At 45.6% G+C, this 26,479-nt stretch carries 21 protein-coding genes and 4 pseudogenes; 13 read left to right on the forward strand and 12 right to left on the reverse strand.

The window, feature by feature from the left end:
* Window positions 1–8: 8 nt before the first annotated feature.
* The 3 genes from SHEWANA3_RS22440 to SHEWANA3_RS22450 all read left to right on the forward strand — a co-directional run bounded on the left by SHEWANA3_RS22440 (window position 9) and on the right by SHEWANA3_RS22450 (window position 1,861).
* On the forward strand, window positions 9–431 hold the full coding sequence (locus SHEWANA3_RS22440; protein WP_011711625.1) for a copper resistance CopC family protein: 423 nt from the start codon (window positions 9–11) through the stop codon (window positions 429–431).
* A 14-nt stretch (window positions 432–445) separates the two neighbouring features.
* On the forward strand, window positions 446–1,342 hold the full coding sequence (locus SHEWANA3_RS22445) for a CopD family protein (protein WP_011711626.1): 897 nt from the start codon (window positions 446–448) through the stop codon (window positions 1,340–1,342).
* A gap of 75 nt (window positions 1,343–1,417) precedes the next feature.
* Window positions 1,418–1,861, forward strand: a complete 444-nt coding sequence (locus SHEWANA3_RS22450; protein ID WP_011711627.1) for a nuclear transport factor 2 family protein — start codon at window positions 1,418–1,420, stop codon at window positions 1,859–1,861.
* Between the two features lie 188 nt (window positions 1,862–2,049).
* On the opposite strand, the gene SHEWANA3_RS22455 is transcribed toward SHEWANA3_RS22450, so the two are convergent.
* A complete protein-coding gene (locus SHEWANA3_RS22455; protein WP_011711628.1) occupies window positions 2,050–2,595 on the reverse strand; it encodes a CueP family metal-binding protein in 546 nt (181 codons plus the stop codon).
* 471 nt (window positions 2,596–3,066) lie between these two features.
* Here SHEWANA3_RS22455 and SHEWANA3_RS22460 point away from each other — a divergent pair, with 471 nt between their 5' ends.
* Both SHEWANA3_RS22460 and SHEWANA3_RS22465 read left to right on the forward strand, forming a co-directional pair.
* Window positions 3,067–4,248, forward strand: coding sequence for an OprD family outer membrane porin (locus tag SHEWANA3_RS22460; RefSeq protein WP_140418344.1), 1,182 nt, complete (start codon window positions 3,067–3,069; stop codon window positions 4,246–4,248).
* Between the two features lie 498 nt (window positions 4,249–4,746).
* Window positions 4,747–4,956 (forward strand): annotated as a pseudogene (locus tag SHEWANA3_RS22465) (transposase family protein); the annotation flags it as partial.
* 208 nt (window positions 4,957–5,164) lie between these two features.
* Here the strand turns inward: SHEWANA3_RS22465 and silS are convergent.
* Entirely contained in the window at window positions 5,165–6,640 is a 1,476-nt protein-coding gene (gene silS, locus SHEWANA3_RS22470; protein ID WP_011711631.1) for a copper/silver sensor histidine kinase SilS, read from the reverse strand.
* Window positions 6,633–7,313, reverse strand: a complete 681-nt coding sequence (gene silR, locus SHEWANA3_RS22475; RefSeq protein WP_011711632.1) for a copper/silver response regulator transcription factor SilR — start codon at window positions 7,311–7,313, stop codon at window positions 6,633–6,635. The genes silS and silR overlap by 8 nt, the downstream gene beginning before the upstream one ends.
* 189 nt (window positions 7,314–7,502) lie before the next feature.
* On the opposite strand from silR, the gene silC reads away from it, so the two are divergent.
* The 7 genes from silC to SHEWANA3_RS22510 all read left to right on the forward strand — a co-directional run bounded on the left by silC (window position 7,503) and on the right by SHEWANA3_RS22510 (window position 17,172).
* Window positions 7,503–8,888, forward strand: a complete 1,386-nt coding sequence (gene silC, locus SHEWANA3_RS22480; RefSeq protein WP_011711633.1) for a Cu(+)/Ag(+) efflux RND transporter outer membrane channel SilC — start codon at window positions 7,503–7,505, stop codon at window positions 8,886–8,888.
* 28 nt (window positions 8,889–8,916) lie between these two features.
* The gene (gene cusF, locus SHEWANA3_RS22485; RefSeq protein ID WP_011711634.1) at window positions 8,917–9,270 is read left to right on the forward strand and encodes a cation efflux system protein CusF; all 354 of its coding nucleotides are present in this window, start codon (window positions 8,917–8,919) and stop codon (window positions 9,268–9,270) included.
* A gap of 113 nt (window positions 9,271–9,383) precedes the next feature.
* On the forward strand, window positions 9,384–10,676 hold the full coding sequence (silB, locus tag SHEWANA3_RS22490; protein WP_011711635.1) for a Cu(+)/Ag(+) efflux RND transporter periplasmic adaptor subunit SilB: 1,293 nt from the start codon (window positions 9,384–9,386) through the stop codon (window positions 10,674–10,676).
* A 10-nt stretch (window positions 10,677–10,686) separates the two neighbouring features.
* Window positions 10,687–13,833, forward strand: a complete 3,147-nt coding sequence (silA, locus tag SHEWANA3_RS22495) for a Cu(+)/Ag(+) efflux RND transporter permease subunit SilA (protein WP_011711636.1) — start codon at window positions 10,687–10,689, stop codon at window positions 13,831–13,833.
* A gap of 86 nt (window positions 13,834–13,919) precedes the next feature.
* The gene (locus SHEWANA3_RS22500; protein WP_041413329.1) at window positions 13,920–14,360 is read left to right on the forward strand and encodes a DUF411 domain-containing protein; all 441 of its coding nucleotides are present in this window, start codon (window positions 13,920–13,922) and stop codon (window positions 14,358–14,360) included.
* A 126-nt stretch (window positions 14,361–14,486) separates the two neighbouring features.
* A complete protein-coding gene (gene silP / locus SHEWANA3_RS22505; protein WP_011711638.1) occupies window positions 14,487–16,934 on the forward strand; it encodes an Ag(+)-translocating P-type ATPase SilP in 2,448 nt (815 codons plus the stop codon).
* A 40-nt stretch (window positions 16,935–16,974) separates the two neighbouring features.
* Window positions 16,975–17,172: a DUF2933 domain-containing protein gene (locus SHEWANA3_RS22510; RefSeq protein WP_000843494.1), complete on the forward strand. Its 198-nt coding sequence runs from the start codon at window positions 16,975–16,977 to the stop codon at window positions 17,170–17,172.
* 33 nt (window positions 17,173–17,205) lie between these two features.
* Here the strand turns inward: SHEWANA3_RS22510 and SHEWANA3_RS22515 are convergent, their stop codons facing one another.
* Together SHEWANA3_RS22515 and SHEWANA3_RS22520 are read right to left on the reverse strand one after the other, a co-directional pair.
* A complete protein-coding gene (locus SHEWANA3_RS22515; RefSeq protein ID WP_011711639.1) occupies window positions 17,206–17,943 on the reverse strand; it encodes a peptidoglycan DD-metalloendopeptidase family protein in 738 nt (245 codons plus the stop codon).
* A gap of 288 nt (window positions 17,944–18,231) precedes the next feature.
* Window positions 18,232–18,681, reverse strand: a complete 450-nt coding sequence (locus SHEWANA3_RS22520; RefSeq protein WP_001023257.1) for a copper resistance protein — start codon at window positions 18,679–18,681, stop codon at window positions 18,232–18,234.
* Between the two features lie 234 nt (window positions 18,682–18,915).
* Here SHEWANA3_RS22520 and SHEWANA3_RS23395 point away from each other — a divergent pair.
* Window positions 18,916–19,089: pseudogene (locus tag SHEWANA3_RS23395) on the forward strand (twin-arginine translocation signal domain-containing protein); the annotation flags it as partial.
* Here SHEWANA3_RS23395 and SHEWANA3_RS23695 read toward each other — a convergent pair.
* From SHEWANA3_RS23695 to SHEWANA3_RS22555, 7 genes and pseudogenes are all read right to left on the reverse strand, one after another.
* Window positions 19,089–19,196, reverse strand: a pseudogene (locus SHEWANA3_RS23695) (IS5/IS1182 family transposase); the annotation flags it as partial. The pseudogenes SHEWANA3_RS23395 and SHEWANA3_RS23695 overlap by 1 nt on opposite strands.
* 327 nt (window positions 19,197–19,523) lie before the next feature.
* Complete coding sequence (locus tag SHEWANA3_RS22530; RefSeq protein ID WP_011711640.1) at window positions 19,524–20,690, reverse strand: methyl-accepting chemotaxis protein; 1,167 nt, start codon at window positions 20,688–20,690, stop codon at window positions 19,524–19,526.
* A gap of 386 nt (window positions 20,691–21,076) precedes the next feature.
* The gene (locus SHEWANA3_RS22535) at window positions 21,077–21,262 is read right to left on the reverse strand and encodes a CCGSCS motif protein (protein WP_041413340.1); all 186 of its coding nucleotides are present in this window, start codon (window positions 21,260–21,262) and stop codon (window positions 21,077–21,079) included.
* A gap of 370 nt (window positions 21,263–21,632) precedes the next feature.
* A pseudogene (locus tag SHEWANA3_RS22540) lies at window positions 21,633–22,334 on the reverse strand (IS5-like element ISSpu16 family transposase); the annotation flags it as partial.
* A gap of 63 nt (window positions 22,335–22,397) precedes the next feature.
* Entirely contained in the window at window positions 22,398–25,385 is a 2,988-nt protein-coding gene (locus tag SHEWANA3_RS22545; protein WP_011711642.1) for a Tn3 family transposase, read from the reverse strand.
* A 116-nt stretch (window positions 25,386–25,501) separates the two neighbouring features.
* The gene (locus SHEWANA3_RS22550) at window positions 25,502–26,068 is read right to left on the reverse strand and encodes a hypothetical protein (RefSeq protein WP_040133153.1); all 567 of its coding nucleotides are present in this window, start codon (window positions 26,066–26,068) and stop codon (window positions 25,502–25,504) included.
* Entirely contained in the window at window positions 26,065–26,460 is a 396-nt protein-coding gene (locus SHEWANA3_RS22555) for a hypothetical protein (RefSeq protein WP_040133152.1), read from the reverse strand. The genes SHEWANA3_RS22550 and SHEWANA3_RS22555 overlap by 4 nt, the downstream gene beginning before the upstream one ends.
* Window positions 26,461–26,479: the final 19 nt, after the last annotated feature.

The raw sequence follows: 26,479 nt of genomic DNA on the forward strand, positions 1-26,479 counted from the left end.
GAAATATCATGAAATTATTTAACAACGTTTTAGTCGTAACAAGTCTATTCCTGAGTGCTTCAGCATTTGCTCATGTCGGACTGAGCAGTTCTATGCCCCCTAACGGTGCCATGCTAAGTCAAGCCCCAACAACGCTTGAACTGACCTTTACGGCTCCGGTACGTTTGGTCAAATTAACAATGCAAGATGAGAAGCAGCAAAGCGTACCGTTAACATTACCTTCAAGTGCGGCCAGTCAAGCTGAATTTTCATTCGCCCTACCAGCATTAAACGCAGCTAATTACACAGTTAACTGGATGATCATGGGTGATGACGGTCATAAGATGAAAGGCAACATGAGCTTTATGCTTCACGACTCTGGCATGAACACTCGCAGTGCACCGCCTATGACAATGGAGCATGAGACTAGCGAGCACACTGCACATCAATAAGTGGATGAGTAAACATGATATTAACCGTATTTGAAATATCGGTGTTGATATCTAAATGGGTTATCTATCTGAGTGTTGCCGCTGTTATTGGCGGCACATTGATGCAATACCTCATTAAGGGTCAACTTAATCTGAGCATTAGCGTTGCAAAATATACCGGCCTAGGTGCCGTATTGGGATTGATTGCCGTTAGTATCAATTATTTTGCGCAAGTAGGGGCTTTTGCTGAAAACGGCTTGATGGGAATATTTGATGCGCAGATGCATGCTTTTCTGTGGCCAACCCAGGTAGGGCAAACGGTGCTTTGGCGCTTAATCGGTTTTGGGTTAATGCTAGTGGCTAGTGGTTTACTGTTACATAAGAACCGTTATATCAAAACGTTTTCTGCGGTATTAGCGATTCTCAGTTGTCTGTTAATTGCTGTCACGTTTACTTTTATTGGCCATAGCACCGAACTGGGATTGCTTGCTCAAGGCTTAATATTGATACACGTGTTGATCATTGGCAGTTGGATAGGCGCTTTTTATCCATTATGGAAATTATGCTGCACCGATGACCACATCGTCATAAAAAATGTCATGGATACATTTGGTCGTTTAGGCATAGTGATTGTCATTCTAGTGTTGCTTTCAGGCATGGGAATGGTGTGGATGTTGTTTGATAGTCCCACTGAATTAATCAGTTCCGATTATGGTATTGCGGTCACCATCAAGCTCTGTTTGGTGGCTATCATTTTGCTTATAGCAGCATGGCATAAATTGGTTTTAGTACCTAAATTAACGATTGCGAACACATTACTCGCAAAACAAAAACTACAAAAATCGATTGGATTAGAAGCATTAATAGCAGTACTGATATTAGCGACAACAGCGGTACTTTCGAGCGTGCTAGGTCCTATGAGCCTTGGATAATCACTATAAATTAACAGAGAGATAAAAATGAAAAATAGCCCTTTAACAATACTCATAACGACCGGGATATTACTGATGTCCGCAGGACAAAGCTCATTGAGCTTCGCCCATGGTGATGAAACACACCCGATAGAACAAAAAGCGTTTATCGGTGTTGATTCCGCCGCGGGCAATGTTGTCAAACATTTTCATGCTGCATTACAAGCGGGCAATGAGGTTATTGTTAGGCAGTTATTAGCAGCCAATGTTCAAATTTATGAAGGTGGAAAAGTAGAACGTTCACTTACGGATTATGCCAATCATCATATGCTTGCGGATATGGCTTACTTAAAAGGGTTAACCATAACGCCAAAAGAACACCAAATAACGATTACGGGTGACATTGCTATTTCAACGTCAATAAGTCACGCCCAAGGTGAATATAAGGGTAAAAGTATTGACTCGATGACCATGGAAACGCTTGTGTTAATTAAACAAGTGGATGGTAGTTGGAAAATAACCCACGTGCACTGGTCGTAACTAATAAGAATTTCATCAACCAGATAAAGGATTATCTTGAGTTCCTTTGTAGGTAGTGTTCCCAAGAAAACCACAAAGACTCACGTCATGTTAATGCATGATATTTTATGGAAAAGGATTTCCATTTTTTATATAAAAAAGACCGGAGTAATTCCAGTCCTTTTACAAGCCATATTTAAATGTTAATTTTAAATAAGTTTCATAGTTGTAATGCAAGTTCTATCGTTATTGAAAGTAGACAATACTTCTCTCGCCACTCTTTTGCTTCCGTCTTTTGCTTCATAGTAAATATTAAATGCTAAGTTTTTATCTTTTGGAACCCAAAAGTCTATAAATCCATCACGTTGTGTCGTCATTTTTTTGTCTATTAATGTTTCACCTGTGTCAGTATCAGTCATGACAACTTTCATTGTTTGATTTATTATCTCTCCGGTACAACCTGTTAAAACATGATTCGTACATGGATGAGAACTATTAATGTACGGAGCTATTGAAAGAAAGAATTGATCTTTTGGTATTGCTACAGAACTACTTTTACCATCTGAGAAAGTTGCAACTATTCTATCGGGTAATACTTTTATCATTATCCCTTCATTATTTTTGTATAGTGTATGTGCTGTTGTAACAGCACTCTTATAGTCTAAATTTTTAAACGTTTCTGCATTTATTATTGTGGCATATGATTGACTTGAATATGCAACTATAAGTGCTAATAGAATGTGTTTTTTAATCATGGTCTGAGTTATCCTATATAGTTTATAAAATATTTTTATTTAAACGTGCCTCGCTTTTTTTATTGTAACGATTGTGGTTATATATATATTGAGCTAATTCACATTATTGATATTGGCCTGATGTTTTTGGTCGTTTGTTTTTTTGTTTTTTAAATATATGCTTTAACGCTCTATTCTCCTAGGTTTTTAGCTCAGGTTTTAAACTTGCGTCTTCATATAATTTTTCTACCTAAGTTTTTAAACTTGGGTTTTAAACCTATGTTTATTTTAAATTAATATTTATGTCGGTTTGATATTTTTTTGTTAAATAGATCACTGTTAAAAATGCTCTAGTTTGTATTATCGATTGGGTTTGTAATTTATTTGTTTATCTTTGATTTTAGTTTTACTTAATATAGTTTCTTATTTGTAACTTAACGTTAATAAGGTTTGTATGTTTAAATATAATAAATATTTTTGGTGTTATTAGCAATGAGTAATAATGCACTCTCTAATGATGATATTGAGAGTTTTTCTGAATGGATACACAATGGTAATGTTGGAGGTACAGCGAGATCGTACTATTTCGAACAAGATTTTGACGATTCAAATACAGAGAATAGCTCGATTTGGGTGAATGGTGGTAATGTTACTTTTAATACATCAGAGTTTAATGGGTTTAAATTGGGAGGAGAGGTACAGGGGTCATACGTTAGTAATATCAATGATGATGATGATACAACTGCGGGAGATATGAACGCACAAGGTCTTGTATTATCGGAAGCTTTTTTGAAGTATCAGTTTGGTGATACTGTGTTTTCTGGAGGTAGACAACACTTTTCATCACCCCTTATCGCTAACTCAGGTTCAAGATTGATAAATGAATCTTTTGAAATGTATCAGGTGTCTTCAAGTCATTTTGATGGTACTGATATTTCGATTGGATATGTGACTAAATATCAGACTCGAACAGATAAATCGTTTTATGTTGATAATGAATTTGTTGATTTTGATTTTAATGGTTCTGGCTCTCCTGGCGATTTTTATAAAATAGGTAATGATGGCGTTTTTTTCGTACAAGTTAACAAGCGAATCGCTAAAAAATTCAAAGTTAACTCACAGTACGCAAATGTAATAAATGAAGTCCAAGCACTTTATGCGGATGTCGAATATACATTGCCAACTAACTTTAACAGTTATATTGCAATGCAATATTACAAAACTAAGTGGGATAAAAATGAACTAGTCGATAATGATCTTTTGGGCTTTAAAGTAGGTTTCAGTCAGGGAGGAGTAGATTTTTTTGCTGGTTATACATTAGCTGGAGGAAATGAAGGAGATAATAGAGTTTTTAGAGGCATTGGTCAAGGAGCTTATTATCAGTTTACTGCCACTACTAAAACTGCGGGTGTTGGGGCATTTGAATCTGGAACAAATTCGTATCAATTGGGGTTAGGTTCTGCTATCTCTAATCTTAAAGGTAAAATATTTTATACATCTTTTGACAATCCCATAGTGGGAAAAGATTTAAATGAATGGACGGTTAATCTTGCATATCAATTTGATGGTAAACTCGAAAATATCGGTATATCAATTGATTTTTCAATATTGGATTATGAAAACAATCAAAAAGACGCTACAGATTTAAGAACGAAATTCACTTACAGCTTTTAAAGGTTGTAAATGTTTTTGACAAATGTTAATTCCCTAATAATTATATTGTAATTGTAAATTCAGGTCGTGTTAATGGGTGTGCTTGGGTTTACAATTTTATATGAAAATACGTCTAGATGATTAAAGTTGAAAAACTTGTTATTTGATAATTTATCAATATCTACGTTTACAAAAAAATTCATCTTGAATGTATTTTAGAACCAGGGGGTTACACAGGGTGAGATTATGCTTTGTAAATTCTGTTAACATTTAGCTATTTTGTTCTTAAGTCGACTTAATGCGAGATTATTGATTGATATAAATCATCCATAATCGAATGAAATTCGTTCGACTGGATAGGTTTGTTAACCAATTTAACAATTTATAATCCGGCCCTGGGGGGTTACAAACATAAGCAGGGCGAGATCGTGAATATATTTTAACCGTTTTGAGCTAAATTAGACGGACGGCATCGATTATGCTCTTATGCTCTCTTTTTCTTATAGAGAGCATAAGAGCATGTACCTTGAAGCCTTCACATCACATTTCAACTCGATTGCTGACAGCCGACAATCTGCCAAAGTGACTTACCCGTTGCATGATGTATTGTTCGTCACTCTGTGTGGTGTGATTGCTGGCGCCGAAGGTTGGTCTGAGATCCACGATTATGCTGTCGGGCACCATAATTGGTTTAAAGAAAAGGGAATTCTGACCGAAGGTGTCCCTGTCCGGGGGAAGCACAACCTATATTTTCATTTCCATAACTGAAACAAGTCCGGCAGTGTTTATTTCTCCGGGAGTTGGCTGGATATTCATTTCCTGGCGTACTCTGACGCCGGGTATTGATGAAGCAATCCAGCCTTCCTGATAAGTATCGAATGGCTTCTGTTTGCTGCATGACAGGCTAATGACATCTTTGTCATTTAAATCTTTATTCTCAGTGTTGGGGCTCCGGAATCCTTTGCTCCAGTCTGGGCACGGATAAGATAAAACGAGTTGAGCGTACGTCCGATTCCACCTGCACTCTTCCGTGATGTGCTTCCACGATTGACTTCACAATTGCAAGGCCGATGCCGCTGCCTTCTCCTTTTCGTTGTCTGGACGGATCCACCCGATAAAAACGGTCAAAAAGCCTTGATAAATGCTCTTCAGGGATTGGTTTCCCCGGATTTTCAATCACCAGGTCAAAAAAGCTCTCTTGCTCTCTTATTGAGACGGTGATTGCCTGTCCCTCCGGGGTATAACGCAGGGCATTGGATAACAGATTATTGATCGCTCTTCTGAACATTTGTGGATCTCCCTCAACCAGGCAGGGCATCCCGTTAAATTTGAGCGTGATATTGCGTTCTTCGGCCCAGGCTTCGAAAAACTCGAAGACTTTCATGACTTCTGCTCTGAGGTCAAACCGGACCCTGTCAGGTATAAGCTGATTATTGTCCGCCTGCGCCAGGAACAGCATGTCGCTGACCATTTTGGTCATCCGGTTATACTCTTCAAGACTGGAGTAGAGGACATCCTCAAGTTCCTTCTGGGTTCGATCCTGACTCAGTGCGATTTCAGTCTGCGTCACCAGATTGGTGATGGGCGTTCTGATCTCGTGCGCGATATCGGCAGAGAAATTGGCCTGGCGGGTAAAGACATCCTCAATCTTTCCAATCATATGATTGAACGAGATAACCAGCTGTTCCAGCTCAATGGGAACGCGTGTCGGTTCCAGCCGCGTATCAAGATTCTCGGAGGTGATGCTTTTAATGGCATTGCTGACATTACGAAGGGGCAGGTGCCCCTGACGGACAGCGATGCGAATGATCAGAACAATCAGCAGGCTTATCACGACGGCAATCGCAATCAGATTTTTTTTCAGCGCATCGAGGTAATGGAGATGGAAATTAATGGAGAGGCCAGTCAGCATGACATAGTTCTGCTGTTTGCCCTGAAATATCGCCTGGCCAGAGGAGGCGATAATCCGGTATGTTTCCATCTTCATTTCAGACCCGGTATCCATCGGTCTCGCAGGATCCTCCACCGTCCAGAGAAAGACATCCCGTGCGTGGCTGTGCTCGCTAAAATCTGCTGAATTCACGGCCGGGCGTAGTGCTGCCCCCTGCGCTGAACTAAAGAGCACCTCACCCCTGGGATTGAGGAGCAAAAGGGCAACGTTGCGGTAGCTGGCAATCGATTCCTTTATTTTGCTTACTTTTTTTTCATCTGGATCTTCCGGGGACTGGAGTATACGGTTCAGTGTGGTGCTGATTTGTTGAAGATCGCTGACATCCTGCTCGGCAAAATGATTTTCAACAGAATGCAGCATAAACCAGGTGAAGGCGATAAAAGCCAGTATCGTGGACAGGCTGATAAAAAAGGTCAGCCGCAGGGAGAGTGAGAAAGGGTGCCTGGAAGGTTTGCTATGCATCCGGGACCTCCAGCATATAGCCCACGCCCCGGACTGTCTGGATCAGCTTTGTCTCGTAATCGTTGTCTATTTTAGCGCGGAGTCGCTTTACGGCGACATCAATCGCGTTAGTGTCGCTGTCAAAATTCATGTCCCAGACCTGAGAGGCAATCAGGGAACGGGGAAGAACCTCTCCCTGATGGCGAATGAAAAATTCCAGCAGGCTGAACTCTTTACTGGTGAGCACAATGCGGTTTCCGGCGCGACTGACTTTTCTGGATACGAGATCAATCGAGAGACCAGCCACCCTAAACTGGCTTTCCGTGATCATCGTGTTTCCCCGCCTCAGAAGGGTTTTCACCCGGGCTAGCAGTTCGGCAAACGCAAAGGGTTTAACCAGATAATCGTCCGCACCCAGTTCCAGTCCTTTGACCCTGTGTTCGATCGTGCCGAGGGCCGTCAGCAGTAAGACCGGCATACCCTTTCCGGCAGTGCGCAGCATCCGGATGATATCCCAGCCGTTCATATCAGGCAGCATGATGTCCAGAATGACTAAATCATACTCGGCTGTCATGGCGAGATGATATCCGGTAAGACCATTATCAGCGTGATCCACTACGAACCCTGCCTCTCTAAGCCCTTTGCTGAGATATTCACCTGTTTTAATTTCGTCTTCGACGATCAATATTTTCATCTTGCTCCCCGGCTGGCTGCTAAGGTCATTCTATTGCGCCCACGATCATTATCAACGGATTACAGCAAAAATGACAACATTGTCATTATCCTGTCACCCGACAAACAGAGAGCGTTCGGTAAAGTACCCCTATCAATACTCTGGACTTCATTTGAACCATTTACCAGGTCTGCCTGGACGAGAAGCGTTATGTTCAAATTAAAATTACTCAGCATTAGCACGATATTCATCCTGACCGGTTGTGTCTCTCTGGCACCTGAATATCAGCGCCCGGCAGCACCGGTACCCCAGCAGTTTTCACTGTCCCGAAACAGCCTGATGCCAGCAGTGAATGGTTATCAGGATACGGGCTGGCGTAACTTTTTTGTCGATCCCCAGGTTACCCGGCTGATCGGGGAAGCCCTTGCTAATAACCGTAATTTGAGAATGGCTGCCCTGAAGGTTGAAGAGGCCCGGGCCCAGTTCAACGTCACGGATGCAGATCGTTATCCCCAGCTGAATGCCTCATCCGGGATCACCTACAGCGGTGGTCTGAAAGGCGACAAGCCGACCACACAGGAGTACGACGCGGGTCTGGAACTCCGCTATGAGCTCGATTTTTTCGGCAAGCTCAAGAACTTGAGTGACGCTGATCGCCAGAACTACTTTGCCAGCGAAGAAGCCCGTCGGGCTGTACATATCCTGCTGGTCTCCAGCGTTTCACAAAGCTATTTCAGCCAGCAACTGGCGTATGAACAACTCCGTATCGCGCGGGAAACGCTGAAAAATTACGAACAGTCCTATGCTTTCGTTGAGCAACAGCTCGTGACCGGGAGTACGAATGTGCTGGCGCTTGAACAGGCCAGGGGACAAATCGAAAGTACCCGCGCTGAGATAGCCAAACGAGAAGGCGATCTGGCTCAGGCAAACAATGCCCTGCAACTGGTGCTGGGAACGTACCGTGCACTGCCGCCAGAAAAAGGGATGAAAGGCGGTGAGACCGCGCCAGTTAAACTGCCATCAAACCTGTCGTCACAAATTTTGCTGCAGCGACCGGATATTATGGAGGCGGAATACCAGCTGAAAGCTGCTGATGCGAATATTGGCGCAGCGCGGGCGGCCTTTTTCCCGTCCATTACCCTGACCAGTGGCCTTTCCGCAAGCAGTACGGAGCTGTCCAGTCTCTTCACGCCAGGAAGCGGAATGTGGAATTTTATCCCTAAAATTGACATTCCTGTTTTTAATGCCGGCAGGAACAAAGCCAATCTCAAACTGGCAGAAATTCGCCAGCAACAGTCGGTGGTTAATTACGAACAAAAAATTCAGTCCGCCTTTAAGGATGTTTCCGACACGTTTGCGCTGCGCGACAGCCTTAGCCAGCAACTTGAGTCACAGCAGCGTTATCTTGATTCACTTCAGATAACTCTCCAGCGAGCCAGAGGATTGTATGCAAGTGGTGCTGTCAGTTACATCGAAGTGCTGGATGCAGAACGTTCCCTCTTCGCTACGCAGCAAACCATTCTCGATCTTACCTATTCCCGACAGGTTAACGAAATTAATCTGTTTACTGCGCTGGGTGGCGGTTGGGTAGAATAAATTTATTTAATTAATCAGGAAATTAAAAATGCGTAATTCACTTAAAGCTGTTTTATTTGGTGCCTTCTCTGTCATGTTTTCTGCCGGTCTTCATGCTGAAACACATCAGCATGGCGATATGAATGCTGCCAGTGATGCTTCGGTACAGCAGGTTATCAAGGGCACCGGTGTCGTTAAAGACATTGATATGAATAGTAAAAAGATCACCATTTCGCACGAAGCAATCCCTGCGGTGGGCTGGCCTGCAATGACCATGCGCTTCACTTTTGTTAATGCAGACGACGCTATCAATGCCCTGAAAATCGGCAACCATGTCGATTTCTCGTTTATTCAGCAGGGCAATATCTCCTTACTCAAAAGCATTAACGTTACGCAATCCTGATTGACTGTCCGGAGCGAATACATCCAGTGCGCCTGAACATTCATTAAGGGATTACTGTGAATGAATGATCGGGCGCATATGCCAGGTGTTTTGATTTTTCAGCGAGAAATTGTATGGCTTCTTTAAAGATAAAATATGCTGCAATAATTATCAGCAGCCTCCTAGCAGGAGGGCTGATATCGGTTACTGCCTGGCAGTATGTAAACTCATCACAAAAAACAGTACAAACAGAACAAAAGGCACCGGAGAAAAAGGTACTTTTCTGGTATGACCCGATGAAACCGGATACCAAATTTGATAAACCCGGAAAATCTCCCTTTATGGATATGGACCTTGTGCCAAAATATGCTGATGAAAGTGGCGATAAAAGCAATGGCGGGATCCGTATCGATCCAACCCAGGTTCAGAATCTGGGATTAAAAACGCAAAAAGTCACGCGAGGAATGCTGAATTATTCTCAGACAATTCCGGCTAATGTCAGTTACAACGAATATCAGTTTGTCATTGTGCAGGCGCGCTCTGACGGTTTCGTCGAAAAAGTGTATCCCCTGACTACTGGCGATCATGTGAAGAAAGGCACTCCGCTTATCGATATCACCATTCCTGAATGGGTTGAGGCACAAAGTGAGTTCCTGCTGCTATCCGGTACAGGCGGTACGCCAACCCAGATAAAAGGGGTTCTGGAGCGACTTCGTCTGGCTGGTATGCCGGAAGAGGATATTCAAAGACTGCGTTCAACCCGCACAATCCAGACCCGTTTTACCATTAAAGCACCTATTGATGGTGTCATTACTGCATTTGACCTGCGCACCGGCATGAATATTTCGAAAGATAAGGTGGTGGCTCAGATTCAGGGGATGGACCCGGTCTGGATCAGCGCTGCAGTGCCGGAATCTATCGCCTATCTGCTGAAAGATACGTCGCAGTTTGAAATTTCGGTACCGGCTTATCCGGATAAAACATTCCATGTCGAAAAATGGAACATTCTTCCCAGCGTGGATCAGACAACCCGTACGCTTCAGGTCCGTCTCCAGGTTTCTAATAAGGATGAGTTTCTCAAGCCGGGCATGAATGCCTATCTGAAACTCAATACCAAGAGCCAGGAGATGCTGCTGATACCAAGCCAGGCCGTTATCGATACCGGCAAAGAACAGCGCGTGATTACTGTTGATGATGAAGGCAAGTTTGTGCCGAAACAGATCCACGTTCTGCATGAATCACAACAACAGTCCGGCATCGGCTCCGGCCTGAATGAAGGCGATACCGTGGTGGTCAGTGGTCTGTTCCTCATTGACTCCGAAGCCAATATTACGGGCGCGCTGGAACGTATGCGCCATCCTGAAAAAACAGAAAGCAGTATGCCAGCAATGTCTGACCAGCCTGTAAATAGGCATTCAGGGCACTGAGGAGACGACGATGATTGAATGGATTATCCGGCGCTCTGTCGCCAACCGTTTCCTGGTCATGATGGGGGCCCTGTTTCTCAGCATCTGGGGTACATGGACGATTATTAACACGCCGGTCGATGCCTTGCCTGACCTGTCAGATGTGCAGGTCATTATTAAAACCAGCTATCCCGGCCAGGCCCCGCAGATTGTAGAAAACCAGGTCACCTATCCACTTACCACCACCATGCTCTCCGTACCTGGCGCAAAAACTGTGCGTGGTTTTTCACAGTTCGGTGATTCGTATGTATATGTCATTTTTGAAGACGGCACCGATCTGTACTGGGCCCGTTCCCGCGTGCTGGAATATCTGAATCAGGTTCAGGGAAAACTGCCCGCCGGGGTGAGTTCTGAAATCGGTCCGGATGCCACGGGTGTGGGCTGGATTTTTGAATATGCCCTTGTCGATCGCAGCGGAAAACACGACCTTTCAGAACTGCGTTCTCTGCAGGACTGGTTCCTGAAGTTTGAGCTGAAAACCATTCCTAATGTCGCTGAAGTTGCATCCGTAGGCGGCGTGGTTAAGCAGTATCAGATCCAGCTTGACCCGGTAAAACTGACGCAGTACGGCATCGGTCTGCCAGAAGTAAAACAAGCTCTTAGCTCATCTAACCAGGAAGCCGGTGGCTCATCTGTTGAAATTGCTGAGTCAGAGTATATGGTCCGGGCCAGCGGTTATCTTCAGACTATTGATGATTTCAAAAATATCGTCCTGAAAACGGGGGAAAATGGAGTACCTGTTTACCTGCGTGATGTTGCCCGCATACAAATGGGACCGGAAATGCGGCGTGGTATCGCTGAGCTTAACGGTCAGGGCGAAGTCGCTGGCGGAGTGGTGATCCTGCGTTCGGGCAAAAATGCACGCGAAGTCATTACGGCGGTGAGGGATAAACTGGACACGCTGAAGGCAAGCCTGCCTGAAGGAGTGGAGATCGTAACGACATACGATCGCAGCCAGTTAATCGATCGTGCGATTGACAACCTCAGTTACAAGCTTCTTGAAGAGTTTATCGTTGTTGCTGTCGTTTGCGCACTGTTCCTCTGGCATGTCCGTTCTGCCCTGGTGGCGATTATTTCTCTGCCACTTGGCCTGTGTATCGCCTTTATCGTCATGCACTTCCAGGGGCTGAATGCCAACATTATGTCGCTGGGAGGGATTGCAATAGCCGTCGGAGCGATGGTGGATGCCGCCATCGTCATGATCGAAAACGCGCATAAACGGCTTGAGGAGTGGGACCATCAGCATCCCGGGGAACAGATTGATAATGCCACCCGCTGGAAGGTTATCACTGACGCCTCCGTTGAAGTGGGTCCAGCGCTGTTTATCAGCCTGCTGATTATCACATTATCGTTCATTCCTATTTTTACCCTGGAAGGGCAGGAAGGGCGTCTGTTTGGTCCGCTGGCCTTTACAAAAACGTATTCCATGGCGGGTGCAGCCATACTGGCAATCATTGTTATCCCTATTCTGATGGGGTTCTGGATCCGCGGGAAAATTCCTGCTGAGACCAGTAACCCACTGAACCGGTTGCTGATTAAAGCGTATCACCCGTTACTGCTCAGGGTACTACACTGGCCAAAAACAACCCTGCTGGTTGCGGCTTTATCCATTTTCACTGTTATCTGGCCACTGAGTCAGGTGGGCGGCGAGTTTTTACCGAAGATTAACGAAGGTGACCTGTTGTATATGCCGTCAACGTTACCTGGCGTGTCTCCTGGAGAAGCTGCTGCGCTCTTACAGACCACGGACAAACTAATCAAAACGGTGCCTGAAGTGGCCTCAGTTTTTGGCAAGACCGGTAAGGCTGAGACCGCCACGGATTCTGCTCCGCTCGAAATGATGGAAACCACCATCCAACTGAAACCTGAGGATCAGTGGCGTCCAGGCATGACGATTGACAAGATTATTGAAGAACTCGACAGGACCGTCCGTTTACCGGGTCTGGCCAACCTCTGGGTACCGCCTATCCGTAACCGTATTGATATGCTCTCAACCGGCATTAAAAGTCCGATAGGTATTAAGGTATCGGGTACTGTTCTGTCGGATATCGATGTAACAGCACAGAGTATCGAAGCAGTCGCTAAAACCGTACCTGGTGTGGTTTCCGCACTGGCTGAACGACTGGAAGGTGGACGTTATATTGATGTGGACATTAACCGGGAAAAAGCTTCCCGGTACGGGATGACTGTGGGCGACGTCCAGCTGTTCGTCTCTTCAGCAATCGGTGGGGCTATGGTGGGTGAGACGGTTGAAGGCGTGGCCCGGTACCCTATTAACATTCGCTATCCGCAGGATTACCGTAACAGTCCGCAGGCGTTGAGAGAGATGCCAATCCTGACCCCAATGAAGCAGCAAATTACGCTGGGCGATGTTGCCGATATTAAGGTCGTTTCCGGACCAACCATGCTGAAAACCGAAAATGCCCGGCCAGCCAGCTGGATTTATGTTGATGCCCGCGGCAGGGACATGGTGTCGGTGGTGAACGATATTAAGACGGCCATCAGTGAGAAAGTGAAACTGAGACCGGGGACCAGTGTGGCATTCTCAGGACAGTTTGAATTACTCGAGCACGCCAATAAGAAATTAAAACTGATGGTACCGATGACGGTGATGATCATCTTCATCCTGTTATATCTGGCATTCCGCAGGGTTGATGAAGCCCTGTTGATCCTGATGAGCCTGCCGTTTGCCCTGGTTGGCGGGATATGGTTCCTGTACTGGCAGGGCTTCCATATGTCAGTGGCGACCGGAACCGGGTTTATCGCCCTGGCCGGGGTGGCAGCAGAGTTTGGCGTGGTCATGCTGATGTATCTGCGTCATGCCATTGAAGCGCACCCGAAATTGTCCCGTAAAGAGACGTTCACACCGGAAGGCCTTGATGAAGCCCTCTATCATGGTGCCGTACTGCGTGTCCGGCCGAAAGCCATGACCGTGGCGGTGATCGTTGCGGGTCTGCTGCCAATACTCTGGGGAACCGGTGCAGGTTCAGAAGTCATGAGCCGTATCGCGGCACCCATGATTGGTGGGATGATCACGGCTCCGCTGCTGTCCCTGTTCATTATTCCTGCCGCCTACAAATTAATCTGGCTGCGCAGACATAAAAAAAGCGTGTCCTGAACCTGAAAGGGCACCCCCTGTGGGTGTCCTTCTTTACTGATTCACCCTGACGTCAGGGTTTATATCGATAATATACAGAGGTGAGTATGAAAAAAGTGGTTCTAATGGCGCTGGCTCTCGGCCTTTCACTACCCGCGATGGCGAGTGAAAAAGTGATTGATATGTACAAATCTGAAAACTGTGGCTGTTGTTCCCTGTGGGGCAAAGCGATGGAAAAAGACGGGTTTGAAGTACGAACTCACGTCATGAATGATCAGGCGCTGTCAGCCCTGAAAGAAAAGCATGCTATTCCTGCAGGACTACGAAGTTGTCATACCGCGGTTGCCGGTAATTTGATCATTGAAGGCCATGTGCCTGCGACAACGATACATAAGGCAATGCAGTCTGGTTCGGGTATATACGGTCTCGCCACCCCCGGTATGCCAGCAGGAAGTCCTGTAATGGAGATGGGAGCCCGAAAAGAGGCTTACGATGTTATCGCATTCTCACCGGATGGAAGTAAAAAAGTCTTCCAGCGAATCGAATAGTCAGCGGAACGGCTGATAACGGGACGCTGGTAGCAGGCACTCCTGTGCCGGCGATATTCGTGGTAATCGCATCCATGACATACCCTGAAGACAGAAGATGCTTCGGTATGCATAAGGAGAGTTACTGTGAAAAATGACAATGCAGTGCAACACAACAACCAGACTGCTTCTGAGCAGACATTATCCCCGGACGAGGGCCACGTATTGCATAAGGTGAGAGATCCCGTGTGCGGGATGGCCATCCTGCCCGACAGGGCGCACAGCAGCATTCGATACCAGGACCATCAACTTTATTTCTGCTCCGCCAGCTGTGAGAGTAAATTTAAAGCCCATCCCGATCGTTATCTTACCGAAGATGCCTGTGAACATTCCCATCACCATCACCACGATCATCACGAAGTCAGCCCTGATCAGATAAAACAGCCTCACCACCAGGCGGAAAAAGAGAATTCTGAAGGTGTGTGGACATGTCCGATGCACCCGGAGATACGCCGCAATGGTCCCGGAAGCTGTCCTGTCTGTGGAATGGCACTGGAGCCGCTCGTAGCTACGGCATCCACGGGGCCGAGTGATGAACTTCACGACATGACAAGACGCTTCTGGCTGGGGTTGTTGCTGGCGTTTCCGGTTCTGGTACTCGAAATGGGATCTCATCTGTTTCCCGACTTGAGGAATACAGTACCGCCACAGTACAACACATGGCTGCAGCTGCTTCTGGCCTCCCCTGTCGTGTTGTGGTGTGGCTGGCCATTCTTCGCCCGGGCCGGAATGTCGTTACGTAACCGCTCCCTGAATATGTTTACCCTTGTTGCAATGGGGACCGGGGTAGCCTGGGTTTACAGCGTCATTGCAACCGTCTTCCCCTCCTGGTTTCCTGCATCGTTCAGAAACATGGATGGCCTGGTGGCCGTTTATTTTGAAGCCGCAGCAGTTATTACGGTGCTTGTTCTGCTGGGACAGGTTCTTGAGCTGCGGGCACGGGAACAAACCTCAGGCGCCATTACTGCGCTTCTGAACCTTGCCCCCAAAACCGCCAGACGGCTGGATCATGACGGTCATGAAACGGATATTAATGCGGAAGATGTCCTGCCTGGCGATAAGCTCCGCATCAGACCTGGAGAGAGTATTCCGGTCGACGGTATCGTGATCGAAGGCAAAACAACCGTTGATGAATCGATGGTGACCGGGGAGTCTATGCCGGTTACCAAAACGAAGGGTGACCCTGTCATTGGGGGGACGATTAATCAGACAGGTAGTCTTATCATCCGTGCAGAGAAAGTCGGTGATGAAACGATGCTCTCACGAATTGTTCAGATGGTCGCTGATGCACAGCGTTCGCGTGCCCCCATCCAGAGAATGGCTGACAGCGTTTCAGGCTGGTTTGTTCCTCTGGTGATACTTATCGCGGTTGTTGCTTTCGTGATCTGGTCTGTCTGGGGGCCCGAGCCCAGGATGGCGCACGGTCTGATTGCGGCTGTGTCGGTCCTGATTATTGCCTGCCCCTGCGCACTGGGGCTGGCCACACCGATGTCGATAATGGTGGGGGTAGGCAAAGGAGCCCAGGCCGGGGTGTTAATCAGGAATGCCGAAGCCCTTGAGCGTCTTGAAAAAGTGGACACGCTGGTTGTCGACAAAACAGGCACGCTCACGGAAGGTTCGCCTACGGTGACAGGGATTATCAGTCTCAATCCGGGTGGGGAAGCATCTCTTTTACGTGTAGCGGCCGCAGTGGAAAAAGGCTCGCAGCATCCGCTGGGTATGGCTGTAGTCCGGGCAGCCCAGCACAGGGGGATCATGATACCCGCAGTCAGTGATTTCAATGCTCCGTCGGGGAAAGGTGTTTCAGGCGATGTTGAAGGTCAACGGGTTGTTATTGGTAATGAACTGGCTATGCAGGAAAACAGTATCGTTATTGATAATCAAAAGGCCGTTGCGGATACGTTGCGGATGGAAGGCGCTACCGTTATCTATGTGGCCACAGATGGGTACCTTGCAGGCCTGATAGCTATCTCGGATCCCGTGAAAGCAACCACGCCGGATGCGCTTAAAGCTTTGCGTCAGGCGGGGATCCGCATTGTTATGCTCACCGGGGATAACCAGCTTACTGCTGAAGCAGTCGCACGGAAACTGGGAATAGATGAGGTTGAAGCCGGAATTCTGCCGGATGGCAAAAAAGCAGTGATAACCCGACTGAAAGAGTCTGGCCATGTGGTTGCGATGGCCGGAGACGGTGTGAATGATGCCCCGGCGCTGGCAGCGGCTGACGTGGGTATAGCCATGGGAACGGGTACAGATGTGGCAATTGAAAGTGCCGGAGTCACCCTTCTCAAAGGCGACCTGATGATACTGAACAGGGCCCGTCATCTGTCAGAGATCACCATGAAAAATATCCGTCAGAATCTGTTTTTTGCATTTATCTACAACGCACTTGGCGTGCCTGTGGCTGCAGGTCTGCTTTATCCTGTGTATGGAATACTGCTGTCGCCAGTTATTGCGGCGGCGGCCATGGCTCTTTCCTCCGTCAGCGTCATTGTGAATGCGTTGCGTCTGAAAAGTGTCAGGCTCGGGAAATAACACTGAGTGAAGGGTCAGTTACGAACAGAAGGAGTCCAGTATGAAAAGTACCACCTATGCGCTTATTGCTGTCGCCGCGATCGCGGCATTTGCCCTCCTGCGCGAACACTGGTCACATGTGGCAGGTTACTGGCCATATCTGTTATTGCTGGTCTGCCCGCTAATGCATCTTTTCCACGGCCACGGAGGGCATGGAGATCATCAACATCACGGAAGTGAAAACGATAAAAAAAATTAATCCGGCAGACGGGGCCGCGTCGCGGTCCCGTTATCAGTCCAGGTATCGTTCGTAGTCTCTGGCATGCGCAAAGGCATGCTGTTCGAGTTTGTTATCAGCGGGTGCCGCTGCCCGGAACGCCAGAGAGTTAACAGGGTTGTTATTGATGACCAGCTCGTAATGCAGATGAGGACCGGATGAACGTCCGCTGTTACCGGATAACGCAATAGCACCTCCCCGTGTAACCCTGGCCCCTTTAGTAACGAGTATTTTATTGAGGTGGAGATAGCGAGTTTTAACACCGGCTTTTCCCGTTACTTCAACAAAATATCCCATGGTACTGTTGTATTCGGCCCGGGTGATTTTTCCGTCGATGACGCTGACTATTTTCGTGTTCATGGGCATGGAATAATCAATGCCATTATGGGGACTCACTTTTCCCGATACCGGGTTAAGTCTTGCAGGATTGAAAGGCGAACTGAGTCTTGCTGTGGCCGGTAACGGATAATCGAGACTGCCTTTCCCGGAAGTATCGGAAAGGTTATAGAACTTTTTATCTGATATACGATACGCCGTGTAATTAAATGAACCGGACGTAAATTTATAGGCCACGACATGTGATTTTCCCGCTTTCTTTTGCAGTACGAGTTTTAATGATTCATTTTTTTTCAAATGCCGCAGATTAAACCGGGAAGGCAAGGAGCGCTGAAGAGTAGCGATCTCGTTCGATTCCAGCCCCGAGCGGGTGGCTGAAAGGTAGGCATTTTCTTTTACGACATCGGTAGAATACATTTACTGGAATTCGCCGTTAGCATGAACACTGCGGCGTATGCTAGGGGTTTTCAGGAGGCGTGTCATCTGTCAGTTAATCGGGAGCACCGTTGATGGTCGTCATTTTTGTAACATATCTTGTTTCCCGTTTGCTCCTGAAGCTCTGGGAACTGTATGACCAGCCCGACGGTGATGATTAACGGGACTGAAACAGGTTACGGCAGAGCAATATGGGGCTCATGTCCTGCTACGTAACCCGTCAGTAAAGCCCTGCTGCGCACCTGACGCTAAGCACTAACCCGCCTGCAGTTACCTGGTCGAATACAGCCCGCGAAGCTTTCTTGCCTGCGTCTGATGTGCTTCCGCACCGGCATTATTGACCTGCTCATGCACGAGAGCGGCTTTTTCTCCGGCATTCAGTTCGTTAAAAGAAGAAGACGAGGTCTTTGAATTTGCATCACTGCCGGACAGCATTTTTTTATGTTCCTCAATCATTTTCTGATGCGCATAGGACGCGCTGTTGTTCATAAATGAATGAGCAACAATGGCCCTTTCATGTTCATTCATTTCAGAGAATGAGGGCGTGTTGTTTTTATTAACCCTGTCCGGTAAGTTTTCATGCGTCGAGGAATTCACATGACTGACGGCTGAGGCATTATTAACAAATCGATGTGCTTCATGGGCAATATCACTGGACTGAGCAAAAGCTGCCCCACAAAATAAAGCTGTAAACGCAGTGGTCGTGATTAATATATTCATGTGTAATTACCTTCTGAGGTACATAAAAGATATCCTTATGATCATATATAAAAATAATCAACCTGTGGGGAAGATGACGTAAATGTAATACAGCTATGTACATTACACGATTGTAATGAATTTGTTTCTTAAGGTGTGCTAGATTCATTTCATTGTAAGTGGATGAACCAGTAATTTAATTTAAATCGGTTCTCGAATTCTGTCAGTAACCATACTTTAAATAAGGGAATGCGCATGCTGTTGAAAACGTCTCGACGAACTTTCCTGAAGGGGTTAACCCTCTCTGGCGTAGCCGGAAGTCTTGGCGTATGGAGCTTCAATGCGCGTTCCAGTCTGAGCCTGCCAGTTGCCGCATCCCTGCAGGGTACTCAGTTTGACCTGACCATTGGTGAAACGGCCGTCAATATCCAGAGGTTGAGCGCCTGCTCGTCTATCCAAAAAGTCAGTGAGCTTCGGTTGGTCAACGCCTTGTTATATTCCGGCCAATTGGTAATGCGAGATTTAGATTTGCCCATCTGATAGCGGTTCCTGCGTGGTATTCACAGGATCTGATCGCATCTGAGACGGAAGGTTCATTCATTTAGGCAACAACGCCTATTCAACACAGTGCCATTTTACACTGGCTTTAGGCTAACGCTTATGCGTACTTTATAAATATCAGGGAGGCCAACAGAACTCATATACTAAAAAATGCATTACAGTTGTTCCATTTCACCAGCGCCGTATACTGCTGAGAGGAGTAGCTTTTGGAATGAAGTAGTTATTTTTAGTCTTCTAGAATTTTCCTTTAATGCAAGGAAAGTTGTTCTGGTCAACCCAATTGGGCACTTTAAGTTATGCTACTATTTAGTTTTAAACATCCCTAATTGGCGAACAATTTTTTCAGTAACTTGAGTTAAGCTATGGCCCTGCTGCTCTAATTCGATGCAATCATTTGAGTTGGAGCTTGAGAGGTGTTTTAGCACCTCAATTTCCTTACTTACATCACCAACTAATCTATTTACATAGAGGATATCCAAATTATTATTTGTTCTATCTTGCCCAATCAAAGTTAAAATTTCACTGATGTTTTTACATGCAACGCCTAATTCTGACTGGCTCGTTGTTGTGTAATCCGATAGTAGAACAATTGCAGATGTTTGTGATTTCATATGATGACCAGCATCAAGAACCGCTTTAGATATTCCTGATATAATTTGATTAATTTCATCTAAACTACTTTGGGTTGATTTGGCTAGATTTCTGACCTCATCGGCAACAACGGCAAAGCCTCGTCCATGCTCTCCAGCCCTAGCGGCTTCAATGGCAGCATTTAAAGCCAATAGATTGGTTTGATCGGCTAGGTTATTAATAACGGATACCACTCCCTCAATGGCTTTTGTTTGTTGAGAAAGTTGATAAAATTTTTCTTGGAGTTCATCATTACTTGCAATAAACGAGCTTAAATCTTTAACCATAGCCCCCATATATTCGTTTGATCGAACAAGCCCTATTTGCGTATTTTCTACTTGTTCACGTGTTTTTTCTGCTTTAGCTTGTAATGCTAGAGAGGTTTGATCTAAGGCCTCTATTTGTGAAGTGAGAATACTGACCCGATTATCTTGCTCATTGATACGCGATGAAATATTTTGCGCTTTAACTTTTAGAAGATCTGATATTTCATCAGAAGCTATGGCCTGTTGCTGAATATCGATTAGTGCAATTTTTACATTTTCTCTAAATGTATTGATAACACTAAGAACTTTTTCCATTTCACTGTTATATAAGCTATTGATGGTACATGGAACTGAAAGATCTTTTCTTTCAAAGTGTTTCATGTATTCGGTAACTTTTTTTAAGGAGTCAACTCCCCAAACTTTTTCATCAATATCATGAATAATCAAAAATATTGTAATAATGTACTGAATGATCTGTGAAAATATTAGATCTGTGAAAAAGGTTGCATTCATGAAAAGTACAATAGCACCTAACCAATGGATAAACCTCATGCGAATAAATAATGAACGCATATTTTCCTCTATGTTTTCGTAGTATCTTTTTTAAAAGTTTGAATATACTTTTAAAATTAGCTGACAAATAATATCATTTAGGCGTGATCTAAAATATTCATGGCATATTAAGTCGAATGAATTCTGGCCTATGTATTCGAAAACCAATCATAAGTATTCGAAGAATCATATCGACTGAGAAAAACTTGACTATTAGTCATTTTTATATCAACCATAAACAACAAAAAATAGCCTAGATGAGTTTGAAGAGAGATAAGCATTGCTAGCTTATTTCCATTGCTTATTAATAAGCATGTATTATTTCTAATAAAAAGCACCATAAGCTATTTTTTAATTAGTGCCCTGCTATACATGTAAGTTGATATTAAAATTCTAAAGCAAGTGGTTTATGAACAAGAACCACAACAAAAACCAGGGGATTTAGGTTTTTCTACCGTTTTTACCTGTTCAGGTTGCTCAGTGTTTTTGGTATCCGTTGCAGTACTATCATCCGTGTCCGGCACAAATTGGGTAACATTTTTGGTTTTATCATCAGTTTTAGTGAACTTAGTCTTAGTCAATGATGAACTCATCAGAACTACCTCTACTTAATCTATTTAGGACTAGCATTCATTAAACATGCTTATATTGCGCATGTTATATTTGTTGAGTATTTTAGTCAACTATTCATTATTGCGTAATGCTTAAATAGTTTTAATTTATTTTTAGGCTTGACTATTAAGAGTATTTAAAAAAACGGAATAAAAATAAAGACTTGCTATATAGGCTATAGATTTACGCTGGCCAAATTCCAAGCAAAATATTGATTTTTTTAAGTTATTAACCACGACATCACTCCTTAAAACTGAAAGGTGCAAGTCAGCAGAAAGAGCGGACAGACAACCTTGGCGTTGTTGCCTAAATCAATCTTAGGTATGCCTTTTCCTAAAAGGGTTCCTGGTATTAATTGACCCTCTGGCGAATAGGCATACCCAGTCCTATGACTTTGTTCATCACTTTCACACCAGCCAGTGCCTCGCCGACTTGGCCGTTGTAGTCCCGCAGGCTCAATTTCGGGCTAATCAGTTGCTTGTAACGATACATAGCTGTTTCTGACAGGGAGCGTTGGTGATAGTCATTCTCTTGTTTCCATTGTTTGAGTTCATCACTTTTCAGAGCGCTGACGGCCTCGTTTCTGGGATGACCTTCTTCCCAATAACCTGCATTTTTTCGCGGCGGTATCGTAGGTTTACACCCTCTGCGTTTCAGCAGCTTATGACATTTTTTGGTGTCATAAGCACCGTCAGCTGACACTTGTTTTACCTTGCGCCTTAGTGGGTTTAATAACGTTGGGAGAACCTCACTATCTGCCACACTCTCTAAACTGACTTCGGCTGCGATGACTTCATGTGTGGCCGCATCTATCGCAAGGTGCAACTTACGCCAAGTTCGGCGTTTTTCCTTACCATGTTTACGCATTTTCCATTCACCTTCGCCATATACTTTCAGTCCTGTGGCATCGACAACTAAGTGAGCAATCGCGCCTCGGCAAGGGGGGCGGTAGTTAACTTTGACTGTCTTTGCCCGCTTGCTGATGCAGCTGTAACCAGGTGAAGTTAATTGCAGACTCATCAAACTAAACACTGAGTTGAGAAAACCTTCTAGTGGTCCGGCCGGTAAAAGCGTTGAATTTAGCCACCTCTAACGTAACCGATTGAATATTATGAATTAATCAACCAGCAGTTCAAAAGTCATGGGCTTAACCTGCTTGGTTAGATCCAGCTCAAAACTTCCTAGCCGCCCCAAATGCTCGGTATGATACGGTGAGAATTCGGCCATAATGTCGCGGGTAATATTGTACCCTTCCGACTTCAATTGATTGAACACTTCGGTCATCGCGTTTACGTTGTATAAGATCGCGAAGTTGGCCAGCAAATGATTGTATTTAACGATTTTGCTTTGTTCGTGTCTCAAGTTTGCAGGAATTTTCCCGCCATTAGCAAAAAACAACCACCGGGCAAACTCATTGAACTCTTCGCTCTTACAGGTCGCTGCCTGGATTGTTTTGCGCAGATCAACGTCGGTAATGTATTCCAGCAAAAACATGGTTCTGACCACGCGCCCGAGTTCACGGAACGCAAAGTACAGCTTGTTTTTCCGGTTCTTGGTGCCGAACCGGCGCAGGATTGTCGAAGCGGTGATTTTCCCTGCTTTAACTGACATGGCCGTTCGCATCATATCCGCATAGTGCTTTTCAATGAGATCCCACTTGATCGGCTCCTTGAACAAAGACTGAATATGCTTGAGTACCATGGAGCGATCAGGCTTATAAAAGCTGAGATCTTTGATATTTCGGATACGGGGCATGAGCTTTATGCCCAGCAAGTACGCCAGGCCAAAGACGGGTGTGGATTGCGCCTGTGTATCGCCGTGAACGGTGTCCGGATTAAAATCAGATTCATCGTTGAGTAGGCCGTCCAAGATATAAATCGCCTCGTAGACACCGCAGGGAATAAACCGGCTGAACAATGCAATATAGGTGTCCGAGACGTGGTAATAGGCAATGCCGCCATAGCTGCCATACCGAATATGGTATTCAGATAGCAAATTATCTTCGTAGAGATCCCAAAGCTTTCCATCAGCGGACACACTGCTGCCTGCTCCCCAACACTCAATGAGCCGGTATTTCTTATACTCGCTATTGATCTTCGCAATAGCTTTATCGAGACGCGCTTCCGTCGTGCGTTTTAAGTTAAGCCAGGCGACTTGCTTGCGAGAAACGCCCTGCACAGATCGCACGGTTTCGGTGGGACCAATGTTGGTACCGTAACAAAACACGGTCAGGACAAAACGTAACTCCGGGTCGCTGATACGTGATTCGAAGCCCGACAACGGGCCAAAATGTTTATTCAGGTTCAGCCACTTTTCGACATTGATAATCACATCAAGCAGGTTGATTTTGTCCAACCGATCGCGCAAAAGCGCTCCAATTTCTTCGACTTCAGGTAAGGGTTGATCAGGCTTTGGTTTACCGATAATCAGATTCCCGTTTTCAATACGAACCAGTTCGTCCTCCGGGAATTGGCTGTCAGCTTTCCGGCAGCTCGTTTCCATGGACTTCTTCAGCGTTGTTGTAAATTCAGTATCACCGGCGACGAGCCCTACCTCCTCGCAATAGGTAGGCAACTGCGCTTCGTATTCTTCCCAGGTGATCATCTGCTCCCGGTAATCATCGAAGGTTTCACTGTAGGGAATGAACAAGTCACCGGTACTTAGTTCTTCAGCGATCCGTTCAAACACACACAGCTCAAAACAGGTTTTATTAACCTCCGACACCTGTGCTGATTTGGTTGATTTTCCCGTGACTAATTTCCACCAGCTTTCGCGAATCCAGCGAATATTAATGACATTTCTGGAAGAGGGATCGTTCGGATCGCTTTGAATTGACAGGAACTCCGTGCGACGCTTTTTGTGCGTCAAAATAAACTGGAACGCATTGAGCAAGTCCTTGTCTTCCGTGGCCGATGCCAGGTTGAGTATTTCAATCGTACGAAACAAGGTGGATCGTTGCTTTTTATAGAGTCGAACCATAAACGGCAAATAGTTGTTGCCTGCGAATGCCATATATTGTTCGCACATTTGCATTAGCTGATCACTGTTCTTTCCCAGTATCGGAACAAAAGCTGCCTCCGAATCGGGTTTATCAAGATACACCTTGACCGTCCCAGACAACACAGAAATCAAATGATCGGTTTGCTTTTGATGGTCTGCAAGGTACTTCTCCAACAGCTTCTGCGCCGAGCGATCCATTTTTAACAACATCTTGATAAAAATATCGGCGGCGTTATCCAGTGTTTGTGCGTATTGGTGCCGGATTAAAACGATGACGAGTGCGAGTCGCTTGTTCAGCTTTAGTTTCATCAATTCGGCGTAATCCAGGGCCTTGGCCTCGTTGATAAACTGCTGGTGTTTAACTGGCGGCAACCCCAAATCCGTGGGCAAAAGTGTTTGCAGGGATGTAAGCCATTCCAGGTATTGGATGTACGCATGGATATTGCGAGGGGTCGGGCGTTTGGGTTCATTTTTCAGCGTGCTCCAACCAAAACCATTCAGTCCTGTGCTAGATCGAAGAATATCGTTGATGCATTGGCGACTTTCAGACTCTAAAAAGCCACACAATTGATCGTAATACCGAGTGTTGACTTCGGCCCTGGCCGCCTGACATATCCGCTCAAGTACACTGAACGCCGGTAACTCGTATCGCTCTTTGACCAAATATTCCAACGTGACATTGATGATATCCGGTAATGCTTCTTTGGTAGTCGCTGCCTCAAGTGCCCAAATCTGTGCCAATTCAGAGGTCTTGGCCGCATCGTAGGCTTTTATATTAAGATGGCGCCGAATCAGCTTTACGTGACGATCCTTCGCGCCCGATGTGTAATAGGTTTGGAGATCCTTCAGTGTCACCCGCGAACGGCACTGATTTTTAATGTGCGTGATGATCACCTTTGGTATTTCATCCAGGTTTACGAACCGGCCCAATCGCTGCGTGATTTTTAGCTGAATCAGGAGCCCCAAAAAGGATGTGCTGGTTCGTTTACAGTGACGCAGTGCAAACTTCTGATCTTCCTGCGTAGGTGTATAGACATCCCCTAACTCATTTTCGGTGATATCAGATTTAATTCGTGGATAAGCTGTCTGATAGATAGCGGCCATCGACTTAAATTTTCTCTGATAGATGCATTATTGTGTAAAAGCATCGCGTTATAGTTATCAGGTTTCTAGTCGTCATTTGGATATGCCTAGATTAGTCGCAAGTGGCTTTCATTGCTTTATTCCTTGTGATGGCCTGCCATTACGTCGCCTGAATTGAGATGCCAAGCATTTTGAACAATCGCAAACAACAGTAATACCAACGCCAACAGCAACAGTTCGGTTTGATACACATTGACCGCATACTGAATTTTGAGACCCATACCAGAAACAGCGGAAGGAAACAAAATGGCGATAAAACTTAAGATGGTCGGCAGCAGCGGGGTACAACACAACAGGGGGCTTACAATCCCGATAACTATGCCGCCCGCCGCTGGTGCCGTTCTGCAATGGGTCTTCTTGCGTATCAGTTGAACCCATAAATTGATGAGAACGCTCTCCAGCGTTGCGAACAAAAACGCAAATAGCGCGATTCTCAGATTAAGATGTGCAAAAGAACGCAAGCCAATATCGGAACCCAGTTCATGCGCTGGCAGGACAACCAAGTGGACGACCAGCACCAGACTAAAGAGGATCGCGGTACGCCGTTTTGAGTGAGAATCCTGAACCGGCGATTGAAATGCATACACTACAAGTGACCAGAGGCGTTTTATAGAGTTTGTAGCGCGCTTCACTATCGCATTCATTCTTCTTTGCCGTTTGTCGCAACTTTGTAAGTTCCCCAGAACATCTCCGGTAACACGCAAACCAGTGGTGTACCGATCAGTAAAAAGAGTCCTAATCCGTTAAAGGTGAGCCATTGTATCCACTGCATCCCAATGCCTAATGCCAACATGGCGGAACCCAGAAAAAATGGCCCGCTGAAAAAACAATGCATTCGCCCACATTGACGCGCATTTCTTAAACAGGCATATCCCATCCAACTTAAAGCGATCGCCCAGATACTGCCGGTCATCCACGGTGCAAGTTGCATCATGCCGGTAATCACTATGAGTATCGCTGGCAATACCCAGGTGAGAATAAATCGGCCTTTATTGGCTACCCAGTCGTGGGGGCCGGTTTCACATTTTTCTGACATCGTATACTCCTTTGTTATG

It is taken from the genome of Shewanella sp. ANA-3, from assembly GCF_000203935.1.
In the GTDB taxonomy this organism is placed as follows: domain Bacteria; phylum Pseudomonadota; class Gammaproteobacteria; order Enterobacterales; family Shewanellaceae; genus Shewanella.

Excerpts from the sequence above, each read along its gene's own strand:
- silC (WP_011711633.1), top strand. The coding sequence starts at position 7,503 with ATGTTCAAATTAAAATTACTCAGCATTAGCACGATATTCATCCTGACC.
- silS (WP_011711631.1), bottom strand. The coding sequence starts at position 6,640 with ATGCATAGCAAACCTTCCAGGCACCCTTTCTCACTCTCCCTGCGGCTG.
- SHEWANA3_RS22450 (WP_011711627.1), top strand. The coding sequence starts at position 1,418 with ATGTCCGCAGGACAAAGCTCATTGAGCTTCGCCCATGGTGATGAAACA.
- SHEWANA3_RS22535 (WP_041413340.1), bottom strand. The coding sequence starts at position 21,262 with ATGAGTTCATCATTGACTAAGACTAAGTTCACTAAAACTGATGATAAA.
- SHEWANA3_RS22550 (WP_040133153.1), bottom strand. The coding sequence starts at position 26,068 with ATGAATGCGATAGTGAAGCGCGCTACAAACTCTATAAAACGCCTCTGG.
- SHEWANA3_RS22460 (WP_140418344.1), top strand. The coding sequence starts at position 3,067 with ATGAGTAATAATGCACTCTCTAATGATGATATTGAGAGTTTTTCTGAA.
- SHEWANA3_RS22445 (WP_011711626.1), top strand. The coding sequence starts at position 446 with ATGATATTAACCGTATTTGAAATATCGGTGTTGATATCTAAATGGGTT.
- SHEWANA3_RS22555 (WP_040133152.1), bottom strand. The coding sequence starts at position 26,460 with ATGTCAGAAAAATGTGAAACCGGCCCCCACGACTGGGTAGCCAATAAA.
- SHEWANA3_RS22455 (WP_011711628.1), bottom strand. The coding sequence starts at position 2,595 with ATGATTAAAAAACACATTCTATTAGCACTTATAGTTGCATATTCAAGT.
- SHEWANA3_RS22545 (WP_011711642.1), bottom strand. The coding sequence starts at position 25,385 with ATGGCCGCTATCTATCAGACAGCTTATCCACGAATTAAATCTGATATC.
- silB (WP_011711635.1), top strand. The coding sequence starts at position 9,384 with ATGGCTTCTTTAAAGATAAAATATGCTGCAATAATTATCAGCAGCCTC.
- silR (WP_011711632.1), bottom strand. The coding sequence starts at position 7,313 with ATGAAAATATTGATCGTCGAAGACGAAATTAAAACAGGTGAATATCTC.
- SHEWANA3_RS22440 (WP_011711625.1), top strand. The coding sequence starts at position 9 with ATGAAATTATTTAACAACGTTTTAGTCGTAACAAGTCTATTCCTGAGT.
- silA (WP_011711636.1), top strand. The coding sequence starts at position 10,687 with ATGATTGAATGGATTATCCGGCGCTCTGTCGCCAACCGTTTCCTGGTC.
- SHEWANA3_RS22500 (WP_041413329.1), top strand. The coding sequence starts at position 13,920 with ATGAAAAAAGTGGTTCTAATGGCGCTGGCTCTCGGCCTTTCACTACCC.
- SHEWANA3_RS22510 (WP_000843494.1), top strand. The coding sequence starts at position 16,975 with ATGAAAAGTACCACCTATGCGCTTATTGCTGTCGCCGCGATCGCGGCA.
- cusF (WP_011711634.1), top strand. The coding sequence starts at position 8,917 with ATGCGTAATTCACTTAAAGCTGTTTTATTTGGTGCCTTCTCTGTCATG.
- SHEWANA3_RS22515 (WP_011711639.1), bottom strand. The coding sequence starts at position 17,943 with ATGTATTCTACCGATGTCGTAAAAGAAAATGCCTACCTTTCAGCCACC.
- SHEWANA3_RS22520 (WP_001023257.1), bottom strand. The coding sequence starts at position 18,681 with ATGAATATATTAATCACGACCACTGCGTTTACAGCTTTATTTTGTGGG.
- SHEWANA3_RS22530 (WP_011711640.1), bottom strand. The coding sequence starts at position 20,690 with ATGCGTTCATTATTTATTCGCATGAGGTTTATCCATTGGTTAGGTGCT.